Origin of the sequence: Actinomyces sp. HMSC075C01 (genome assembly GCF_001812965.1) — a bacterium.
In the GTDB taxonomy this organism is placed as follows: domain Bacteria; phylum Actinomycetota; class Actinomycetes; order Actinomycetales; family Actinomycetaceae; genus Actinomyces; species Actinomyces acetigenes.
Map to the genome: position 1 here is coordinate 1 of NZ_KV810988.1, position 308 is coordinate 308.

Below are 308 nucleotides of genomic sequence, written 5' to 3' on the forward strand. Positions count from 1 at the left end.
TGCTGGCCGCCGGAGAGCTCGTTGGGGCGGTGGGTGAGGCGGTCGGTGAGGCCCAGGACTGAGATGACGGCGTCGTACCAGTCTCGGGCTGGTTTGCGGTGGGCTAGGCGCTGGGGTAGGAGGATGTTCTCCTCGGCGGTCAGGGTGGGCAGGAGGTTGAAGGACTGGAAGATGAAGCCGAGCTGGTCGCGGCGTACGGTGGTGAGTTGTTTGTCGTTCATGCCCGCCAGGTCCTGTCCGGCGATGAGGACGTTGCCGGAGGTGGGGGTGTCCAGGCCGGCCAGGCAGTGCAGGAGGGTGGACTTGCC

Annotated in this window: 1 protein-coding gene; it reads right to left on the minus strand. The window is 66.9% G+C overall.

Features of this window, described 5'->3' with window-relative positions:
* On the minus strand, nt 1-308 hold a 308-nt coding region (locus HMPREF2883_RS06505; RefSeq protein WP_141759062.1), incomplete at both ends, for an ABC transporter ATP-binding protein.